The following is a 9179-nucleotide window of genomic DNA, read 5'->3' as shown; positions in this document are numbered from 1 at the left end:
GCCCGGGGCGCGGGGCCCGGGGGCGCCTTCGCCGCCGCGATCGCCCACGGCGCGGCCGGGGACGGCGGCGCCGGACGTGCCGGACGCGCCGCCATTGCCGCCGGCCCCCGACTTGCTGGGCGCGCCGCCCCCGCCGTCGCCCGACCTGTCGGCGCAGCCACCGCCCGCGCGTCGCTGACGCGGCGGCGCGGTTCGTTTATAGGTGGCGATCCGCCGGATGGGACGGCGGCCCCCCGAATCGGACCGAGTTCAACATGACCGAGGAATTCCACCGCATCCGCCGCTTGCCGCCCTACGTCTTCGCCGAGGTGAACGCGGCCAAGGCCAAGGCGCGGGCGGCGGCCGAGGACGTCGTGGACCTCGGCATGGGCAACCCGGACAGCCCGACGCCGCCGCACATCGTGGCCAAGCTGGTGGAGGCGGTGCAGGACCCGCGGACGCACCGGTATTCCACCTCCAAGGGCATCCCCGGGCTGCGGAAGGCGCTGGCCGGCTACTACGGGCGGCGCTTCGGCGTGAAGCTCGACCCGGAGACGGAGGTGGTGGCGACGCTCGGCAGCAAGGAAGGGCTGGCGAACCTCGCCAACGCCATCGCTTCGCCCGGCGACACCATCCTGGTGCCGAACCCGTCCTACCCGATCCACCAGTTCGGCTTCATCATCGCCGGCGCTTCCGTGCGCAGCCTGCCTTGCGCGCCGGACGACGAGATGCTGGCGGCGATCGACCGTGCGGTGAAGCATTCGGTGCCGAAGCCGACGGCGGTGATCGTCAACTTCCCCTCGAACCCGACGGCGCACCTCGCCTCCATCGAGTTCTACCGCGAATTGGTGGCGCTGTGCCGGCGGCACGAGCTGTTCATCCTGTCCGACCTCGCCTACGCGGAGCTGTATTTCGGCGCGACGCCGCCGCCTTCGGTGCTGGAGGTGCCGGGGGCGAAGGAGGTGACGGTGGAGTTCACCTCCATGTCCAAGACCTACAACATGCCCGGCTGGCGGATGGGCTTCGCGGCGGGCAGCCCGCGGCTGATCGGGGCGCTGGCGCGGGTGAAGAGCTATCTCGACTACGGCGCCTTCACGCCGATCCAGGTGGCGGCGACGGCGGCGCTGAACGGGCCGCAGGACAGCGTGGCGGAGATGCGCGTCCTCTACCGCGAGCGGCGCGACCTGCTGGTGAAGGGCCTGCGCGCCGCCGGTTGGGACGTGCCCTCGCCGGAAGGCAGCATGTTCGTGTGGGCGCCGATTCCCGAGCGCTTCCGGCACCTCGGCAGCGTGGAGTTCTCCAAGCTGCTGCTGGCCAAGGCGAAGGTCGCGGTGGCGCCGGGCCTCGGCTTCGGCGAGCACGGGGACGGGCACGTGCGCATCGCCTTGGTGGAGAACAACCACCGCATACGGCAGGCGCTGCGGGGCATCCGCGCCTTCCTGCAAGGCGACAACGCCGGGCCGGCGGCCGAGGCGCCGGCGTCGCCGGAGCTGGTCCGGGCATGAGCGTGGCGCCGCTCCGCGTCGGCGTCGCCGGCCTCGGCACGGTGGGCGCCGGGCTGTTGAAGCTGTTGCGCGACAACGCGGAGGTTGTGGCGGCGCGGGCCGGGCGGCCGGTGGAGGTCGCCGCCGTGTCCGCGCGCGACCGCGGGCGCGACCGCGGCTTCGACCTGCGCGGGGTGCGTTGGCACGACGACCCGGTGGCGCTGGCCGCCGACCCGGACGTGGACGCGGTGGTGGAGCTGATCGGCGGCAGCGAGGGGCCGGCGCGGCGGTTGGTGGAGGCGTCGCTCCGCGCCGGGCGCCCGGTCGTGACCGCCAACAAGGCGCTGCTCGCGGTCCACGGCGCGGCCCTGGCCGAGGTGGCGGCGGCGAAGGGCGTGCCGCTGGCCTTCGAGGCGGCGGTGGCGGGCGGCATCCCGGCCATCAAGGCGCTGCGCGAGGGCTTGGCCGCCAACCGCATCGGGCGCGTGGCCGGCATCCTCAACGGGACGTGCAACTACATCCTTACGACCATGCGGGAGGGGAAGCGCGGCTTCGCGGAGGTGCTCGCGGAGGCGCAGCGGCTGGGCTACGCCGAGGCCGACCCCTCCTTCGACATCGACGGCGTGGACGCCGCGCACAAGCTGGCGATCCTGGCGGCGCTGTGCTTCGGCCGGCCGGTGGACTTCGCGGCCGTCCACGTCGAGGGCATCCGCGACGTCAGCGCGCTCGACATCGCGCTGGCGGAGGAGCTGGGCTACCGCATCAAGCTGCTCGGCATCGCGTCCCAGGCCGGGGACGGCGGGGTTTCGGCGCGGGTGCATCCCTGCATGGTGCCGGCCGCCTCGCCGATCGCCCACGTGGAGGGCGTGTTCAACGCCGTGGTGGCGGAAGGCGACTTCGCCGGGCGCTTGGTGCTGGAGGGGCGCGGCGCCGGGGCGGGGCCGACGGCGAGCGCCGTGGCGGCCGACCTGATCGACCTCGCGCGCGGCCGGCACGCGCCGGTGTGGGGCGCCGACTCGTCGCTGGGCGGCTCGGCCCCGGCGCTGCCGATGGAGCGGCACGTCGGCGCCTACTACCTGCGGCTGATGGTGCTGGACCGGCCGGGCGTGATCGCGGACGTGACCGGCATCCTCCGCGACGGCGCCATCTCCCTGGAAGCGATGCTCCAGCGCGGGCGGGCGCCGGGCGAGGCGGTGCCGGTGGTGATGACGACGCACGATTGCGAGGAAGCGGCCATGCGGGCGGCGCTGGGGCGCATCGCGGCGCTGGAATCGGTGCTGGAGCGGCCGGCGCTGATCCGGATCGAGCCGATGTAGGCTGCGCCGGCCGCGCGGCGGTGGCATACCTGCTTGCTTGATCGATGCGGAGGCGGAGATGTCGGGGAGGCTTGAGCCCAAATCGGGCTTGGTGGTGGGGCGCAACCTGGCCCTGGAGCTGGTGCGGGTGACGGAAGCCGCCGCGCTGGCCGCGAGCCTCTGGATGGGCAAGGGGGACAAGAACGCCGCCGACGGCGCCGCCGTGGAGGCGATGCGCCTGGCCTTCGACACCGTGGACATCTGCGGCACGGTGGTGATCGGCGAGGGCGAGATGGACGAGGCGCCGATGCTCTACATCGGCGAGAAGGTCGGCCTCCACGCCAAGGACGGCGAGGGGTTGTGGGTGGACATCGCGGTGGACCCGCTGGAAGGCACGACCCTCACCGCCAAGGGCATGCCGAACGCCATGGCCGTGGTGGCGCTGGCCGAGCGGGGCGGGTTCCTCCACGCGCCGGACGTCTACATGGAGAAGCTGGCGGTCGGGCCGGGGCTGCCGCCGGACGTGGTGGACATCGACGAGTCGCCCGAGCGCAACCTGCGGGAGCTGGCCAAGGCCAGGAAGGCGGAGGTCTCCGACTTGGTGGTCTGCCTGCTGGACCGCGACCGCCACAAGGAGCCGATAGCGCGCTGCCGCGCGGCCGGGGCGCGCATCATGCTGATCCCGGACGGCGACGTGTCCGGCGTGGTGGCGGTGTCGCAAGCGGAAACGGGCGTGGACATGTACATGGGCTCCGGCGGCGCGCCGGAGGGCGTTCTGGCTGCGGCGGCGTTGCGCTGCATCGGCGGACAGATGCAGGGGCGGCTGCTGTTCGAGGACGACGCGCAGACGGCGCGGGCGCGCGAGATGGGCATCACGGACCCGAACCGGAAGTACGGGCTGGAGGACATGGCGCGTGGCGAGGTGATGTTCGCCGCCTCCGGCGTGACCACCGGCCCGATGCTTCGCGGCGTACGCCGATTCCCGGGCGGCGCGGTGACGCACTCCATAGTCATGCGCAGCAAGTCCGGCACCGTGCGCTACGTGGAGGGGCACCACAACTTCGCGGTGAAGCGGCCGGTCTACGCCCCTTGAGCGCGACGGCTTTCGCTGACGCGGACGCCGCCGCGGCCGGGCCGGCGCTCGGCATCGGGCGCAGCGCCACCGGTCGGCGCTGGGTTTGGCGCAACGGCGGCGACGGCCGGGCCGGGCTGGCCATCGCCCAGCGGCTCGACGTGCCGGAACTGGTCGGGCGGCTCCTGGCGGCGCGCGGCGTGGGGCCGGAGGCCGCGGCCGATTTCCTGGAGCCGACGCTCCGCGCCCTGCTGCCCGACCCGTCCGTGCTGGTGGACATGGACGCGGCCGCCGCTCGCCTCGCCAGCGCGGTGCGCGAGGCCGAGACGGTCGCGGTGTTCGGCGACTACGACGTGGACGGCGCGTGCTCGGGTGCGCTGATGGTTCGCGCGCTGCGCGACCTCGGCTGCGAGGTGACGCACTACGTCCCGGACCGCATCCGCGAGGGCTACGGCCCGAACCCGGCCGCGATACGCGAGCTGTGCGCGCGCGGCGCCACGCTGATCGTGTGCGTGGACTGCGGCATCGCCGCGCACGCGGCGCTGGAGGAGGCGAGGGGGCAGGCGGACGTGGTGGTGCTGGACCACCACAAGGCGGAGGGCGCGCTGCCGCGTGTCCACGCGGCGGTGAACCCGAACCGGCTCGATTGCGGCTCGGGCCTGCGGCACCTCTGCGCCGCCTCCGTCTCCTTCCTGACGGTGGTGGCGCTGCACCGGGCGCTGCGCCGCGCCGGGCACTTCGCGCGCGGGCATGAGCCGCGGCTGCTGGACCTGCTCGACCTCGTGGCGCTGGCGACGGTGTGCGACGTGATGCCGTTGACCGGCGTGAACCGGGCGCTCGTCGCGCAGGGCTTGAAGGTGATGGCGCGGCGCGGCCGGGCGGGGATCGCGGCGCTGCTGGAGGTGGGCGGCGTGAAGGACGCGCCGACCGCCCATTCGCTCGGCTTCGTGCTCGGCCCCCGCATCAACGCCGCAGGGCGCGTGGACGAACCCGACCTCGGGCTGCGGCTGCTGCTCTGCGACGACCCGGTGGAGGCGCGCGCCATGGCGGAGCGGCTGGACGCCGTGAACCGCCGGCGGCAGGAGGTCGAGGCGGAGGTGCTGGGCGGCGCGCTGGCCCAGGCCGAGGCGCAGGTGGCGGCGGGCCACCCGGTGGTGCTGATCTGCGGCGAGGGGTGGCACCCCGGCGTGGTCGGGATCGTCGCAGGGCGGGTGAAGGAGCGGTTCAACCGGCCGGCTTGCGTGGCGGGCGTCGCCGGCGGGCTCGCCAAGGGCTCCGGGCGTTCGGTGCCGGGCGTGGACCTCGGGAGCGCGGTGATCGCCGCGCGGCAGGCGGGGCTTTTGGAAACGGGCGGCGGCCACGCGATGGCGGCCGGGTTCAGCTTCGCCGTTTCGCGGTGGGAAGAGGTGCATGCCTTCCTGAACGAGCGGCTGCACGGGGCCGCGGCCTTGCCGGGCGCGGCCGATCTGGTTGTGGAAGGCGCGATGGCGGTGGGCGCCGCCAGCACGGACCTCGCCTTGCAGGTCGAGCGCTTGGCGCCCTTCGGCGCGGGCAACGAGGAGCCGACTTTCGCCCTCCCGCGCGCGCGCGTGGTGCGGGCGGACCGGGTGGGCAAGGAGGGCAACACGGTGAGGGCCTTCCTGGAGGGCGAGGGCGGCGGGGGACGCCTCAAGGCCATCTGCTTCCGCGCCAAGGACGGGCCGTTGGCGCAGGCGCTCCTGAACTCGGGCGGCGTGCCGCTGCACCTGTGCGGGGCGCTGCGGGCGGAGCGCTGGAACGACTCGGTGACGGCCTGCCTGCACGTGGTGGACGCGGCGCCGGTGCCGGCCGGCGGCGGCTGATTATGCTGCGGGCGGCTTGACCCGCGCAGCGCGGTCCATTAACCGGCGCCGGCACGTCCCCATCGTCTAGAGGCCTAGGACACCAGCCTTTCACGTTGGTAACACGGGTTCGAATCCCGTTGGGGACGCCACTTTCGTTTTCAGTGACTTGGGCGCGGCGCCGGCGGTTTCCAGTTTCCACTCGCGTTTCGCGTTCCATTCCTGGGCTTTCGCGGTGCCGTTCGCGTGCCGTTCGGCGCCTCGCGCGGGCGCGGCCGACCACCCCGAGCCTCGCCGCCTCCCGCCCGGTCGCGCCGGCCGCCTTGCCCCGTTCGCCCTTGCTCACGGCTTCGTCGAGGATGGGGCCGAACTTCTCTTCCAGCGCCTCTTGCGCCTCGCGCGCCAGCGGGTAGTGGTCGACGCCCGCCAGGTAGATCTCCAGGTTCGCGTCGCTGGTGTGGCTGGTGAGGGCCCGGATGGCCCGGTTCTCGAAACCCAGCATCTTGAGCGCGGCGGCGCCGGTCGCCCGGAGCCCGTGCAGCGTGTAGCGGGGCTGGCCGAGGTTGGTCAGCAGGGTTTGCAGCGTCTCCTGCGCGTTGGCCGCGGTCCAGCGGCGGCCCCGCGGGGTGACGAACAGGCAGTCGGCGTGTCGCCCGCGCTGCCCTCGATCGCGCGCGCGAGCGTCTCGGGCACGTGTATCAGCATCGGCTCGCCGGTCTCTCCTGCTGCAGGTCCAGCGTCCGCGCCGCGGGGTCGTACCGGTCCGGGCTGAAGGCGGTGACGTCGCCGCCGCGTTGGGCGGTGAGCAGGTAACCCACCAAGAGCGCCCGGAACTCGGGCGTGGCGCCGGCCATGACCTTGAGGAGCACGCCGGACGGCCAGGGCCGGTGCGACCGGGCCGCCGCCGCCTTGAGGCGGCGCACGTCGCGCCACGGATTGCCGGCGGCGGCCTCCGGGTGGCGCTTGCGGTAGGTGTCCACGACCGCGATCATCCGGCTGCGGAGCGCGGTCCAGTCGTTGGCGCGCCCCCCGTCGCCACTCGCCCGGTCGGGCGCGTACTTGTCGCGTAAGGCCTGCAACCATGGCTCCGTGATCCGGGGGAGCAGGACCTCGCCGAAGTGGGCGCGGAACCGGTCCAGGACGCGTCGGTAGTCGCCTTGCGACCCGGGCTTCAACGCCCGGAAGTCGGCGGATCCGAGGTACGTTGCGATGGCGCGCTCCACGGTGTGGATGACGCGCTCGGCCGCCGGGGCCCTGCTGCCCTCGAAGCCGCGGTGGACACGGTCGTAGGCGCCGTGGAAGGCGACGGACCCCAACGGGCCCGGCAACGCGACGCGCTGGCCGTCGCGTTGGTAGTAGAGGTAGGCCCCACCGTCCGCCTTGGCGACGACCTTGACGTAGGGCGGCGGCGCGGGGGTCGAAGGCGTCGAGCGCGGCTTGCGCCGCCCCCGCTTCGTGTCGGTCTTCGTCATGCCGATCGGGCTCGATCCGGAACAGGCGCGCAGCCCGAATCGCCAGTTCCTCCCGGTGCCACCTCCGGTGGCCGGGTAGAAGCTCGCGGGGCGGCGGCCACAGGCCGCACGCCACCAGGGCGTTGAACTGGGCGCGGGTTGTGGAGGTGAACCGGCGGGCGGTCGCCAGGTCCATGAGGAGCGGCCAGCCGGGCAGGGCGGCGAGCCAGCGCGCGAGGGCGGCCGCGGAGCGGTCGGGCGTGGCCGTCATGGCGCGGCGCCCCCCGCGGCCGGCGGCAGGCGCGGGTTCGCGGGCCGCGGGCCGAGCCCGCCGCGCTGCCGCTGGAGCGTGGCGATCCAGGTGCCGCAGCCCGGGTGCCTGGTCTCGACGCAAGCCGGCAAGCCCTCGAGGTCGGCCAGCGCGGCCCGGGCCATGCGCCCGCCGGCTTCGGTGGCGGCGAGGGCGAGCACGACGCGGGCGATCCCGCCGGCGACGAGGGCGGCCACGGCCCGGGCGGCCGCCGCCGTTCACACGCCGCCGACGCCGGCGTAGCAGGTGGCGGACCAGCGCCGGTCGCAGGCCGCGGCGGCGATGGCGGGCAAGGCGCCGTCGGTGACCAGCAACCTGTAGGTGCGGCCCGGCGGCGAGCGGAACAGCGCCTTGGCGCCGCCCTCGGTGTGCGCGTAGCGGAGCCGTCCGTCCGTCCGTCCGTCCGTCCGTCCGTGCGGGCCGGCCACCACGCGCTCCCAGCCGGTGCTCCGGCCGGCGGCGTCGCGGTGGAGGGCTCGCAACTCCCGGCCGGCGAGGCGCACCTCGGCGCCGAACCCGGCGAGGTCGGAAGGGTGGAGTCCGAGGGCGTGGAGCCAGGAGAAGGGCGAAGGCCGGCGGGACGCGCCGCTGGTGTCGTCGAGCATGGGATGCTCCGTGTGTTCGGGGGGGAGGGGAGAAGAGCGGCCCAGCGGCGGGGGCCGGGTGGCCCGGTCGAGGAACCGGGGGCCGGGTCAGGGACGGCCGCGCATGAGCCGGGCGAGCCGGGCGACGCCGCGGTCGAAGCGGCGCCGGTCGGCATCGCCGCCGTGGTCGGGCAGCGGCGCGCCGCCGAGCAGCAGCGCGAGCGCCTTCGCGGCCGACCGCAAGGAAGGCGAGGGCGACCGGCGCAACATCCGGCGCGCCGCGAGGGCGTCCCGCGCCTGCGGGCGGACCTCCTGCGGGTGCCAGCCGGGCGGCAGGCCCATCGCCTCGCGCGTGGACAGGGCCCGGGGCGCCGCCGTCAAGCGTACGCGCAGCGCACGGTCCCGCAGCGCACGGCGGCGCCCATCGATCGCGGCGTTGCGCCCGCACGCGGCGGCGAAGGCGGCGGGCCGCTCGATCCGCTTGGGCAGGCCGCCGAGCGCCGCCAGCCTGGCCAGCGCGTCCGCAGCGGCGTCCTCGATGTCGCATGCGCCATCGGAGCGCAACGCACGCGAGGCGCCGTGCCGTGCCGCCTCGACCATGTCGCGTGTGATCGCGTCGCCGGGCGCTGCGGGCCCGGCGGCGGGTGGTGTGGTCACGGTCTTGCTTCTCCTGGATCGGGGGCGCGCGTGTCCGGAAGGCCGCCGCCGCGCCGTCAAGGGAGGTGCGGGGCGGACAAGCGCCGCCCGCCAACCCTCGACGGAGAGTGCGAATGGCCGAAACCGATCACGCCGATGCCGGGACGCGCGTCCTGGTGGTTCTGGAGTCCTTCCCGCCGACGCTGCCGACGGGCGGGGAAGCGCTGCCCGAGGGCAGCGCGTGGTTCGCCGCCGCGTGCCGGCGCTGGGGCGTGGCCCCCGACCTGTTGGCGGCGGCGCGGCGGGTCAACGCGCTGGACCGGCCGCCGTCGGGCAACTGGTACCCCGGCGCCCGTTCGCGCGTGCGCGCCGCCCTGCTGGAGTGCCGGCCGGAGGTGGTGGTGGCCGCCGGCTGGGTGGCGTGCAGCGCGGTGCGCGGCGCGCTCGGGCTGCGCGGACGGCCGGAATGGCTGGAAGCGGGCGATGCTCTGTTGAAAGGCTCACGCCGGATCGGCGAGGAGCATGAGGCTGTGGGTGACGACGCGCAG

9 protein-coding genes and 1 tRNA gene are annotated in these 9179 nt (G+C 74.8%); 6 read left to right on the top strand and 4 right to left on the bottom strand.

The window, feature by feature from the left end:
- Positions 1-254: 254 nt before the first annotated feature.
- From ABD067_RS20390 to ABD067_RS20370, 5 genes are all read left to right on the top strand, one after another.
- Positions 255-1484 (top strand): LL-diaminopimelate aminotransferase, encoded by a 1230-nt coding sequence (locus ABD067_RS20390; RefSeq protein ID WP_343897228.1) that lies wholly within the window; start codon positions 255-257, stop codon positions 1482-1484.
- Positions 1481-2779 (top strand): homoserine dehydrogenase, encoded by a 1299-nt coding sequence (locus tag ABD067_RS20385; RefSeq protein WP_343897227.1) that lies wholly within the window; start codon positions 1481-1483, stop codon positions 2777-2779. Before ABD067_RS20390 ends, ABD067_RS20385 begins: the two co-directional genes overlap by 4 nt.
- Before the next feature lie 58 nt (positions 2780-2837).
- Positions 2838-3851 (top strand): class II fructose-bisphosphatase, encoded by a 1014-nt coding sequence (glpX, locus tag ABD067_RS20380; protein WP_343897226.1) that lies wholly within the window; start codon positions 2838-2840, stop codon positions 3849-3851.
- Positions 3848-5671 carry a single-stranded-DNA-specific exonuclease RecJ gene (gene recJ, locus ABD067_RS20375; RefSeq protein WP_343897225.1) on the top strand — a complete coding sequence of 608 codons (1824 nt, stop codon included), beginning with the start codon at positions 3848-3850 and terminating at the stop codon, positions 5669-5671. Before glpX ends, recJ begins: the two co-directional genes overlap by 4 nt.
- Before the next feature lie 55 nt (positions 5672-5726).
- Positions 5727-5802: transfer RNA gene (locus ABD067_RS20370), tRNA-Glu, on the top strand.
- Positions 5803-6348: 546 nt separating this feature from the next.
- On the opposite strand, the gene ABD067_RS20365 is transcribed toward ABD067_RS20370, so the two are convergent.
- The 4 genes from ABD067_RS20365 to ABD067_RS20350 form a co-directional block, all read right to left on the bottom strand.
- Entirely contained in the window at positions 6349-7122 is a 774-nt protein-coding gene (locus tag ABD067_RS20365) for a hypothetical protein (RefSeq protein WP_343897224.1), read from the bottom strand.
- A 246-nt stretch (positions 7123-7368) separates the two neighbouring features.
- The gene (locus ABD067_RS20360) at positions 7369-7608 is read right to left on the bottom strand and encodes a hypothetical protein (RefSeq protein WP_343897223.1); all 240 of its coding nucleotides are present in this window, start codon (positions 7606-7608) and stop codon (positions 7369-7371) included.
- A 21-nt stretch (positions 7609-7629) separates the two neighbouring features.
- Positions 7630-8016, bottom strand: a complete 387-nt coding sequence (locus ABD067_RS20355) for a hypothetical protein (RefSeq protein WP_343897222.1) — start codon at positions 8014-8016, stop codon at positions 7630-7632.
- A gap of 87 nt (positions 8017-8103) precedes the next feature.
- The gene (locus ABD067_RS20350) at positions 8104-8652 is read right to left on the bottom strand and encodes a hypothetical protein (protein ID WP_343897221.1); all 549 of its coding nucleotides are present in this window, start codon (positions 8650-8652) and stop codon (positions 8104-8106) included.
- Positions 8653-8765: 113 nt separating this feature from the next.
- On the opposite strand from ABD067_RS20350, the gene ABD067_RS20345 reads away from it, so the two are divergent.
- Positions 8766-9179, top strand: a 414-nt coding sequence (locus tag ABD067_RS20345; RefSeq protein ID WP_343897220.1) for a hypothetical protein, incomplete at its 3' end; no start/stop codon positions are given.

The sequence above is a fragment of the Craurococcus roseus genome (assembly GCF_039523795.1).
GTDB classification, from domain to species: Bacteria; Pseudomonadota; Alphaproteobacteria; order Acetobacterales; family Acetobacteraceae; genus Craurococcus; species Craurococcus roseus.
The sequence above is the reverse complement of the archived record's forward strand: the minus strand, read 5'-3'. Positions and strand labels throughout refer to the sequence as shown.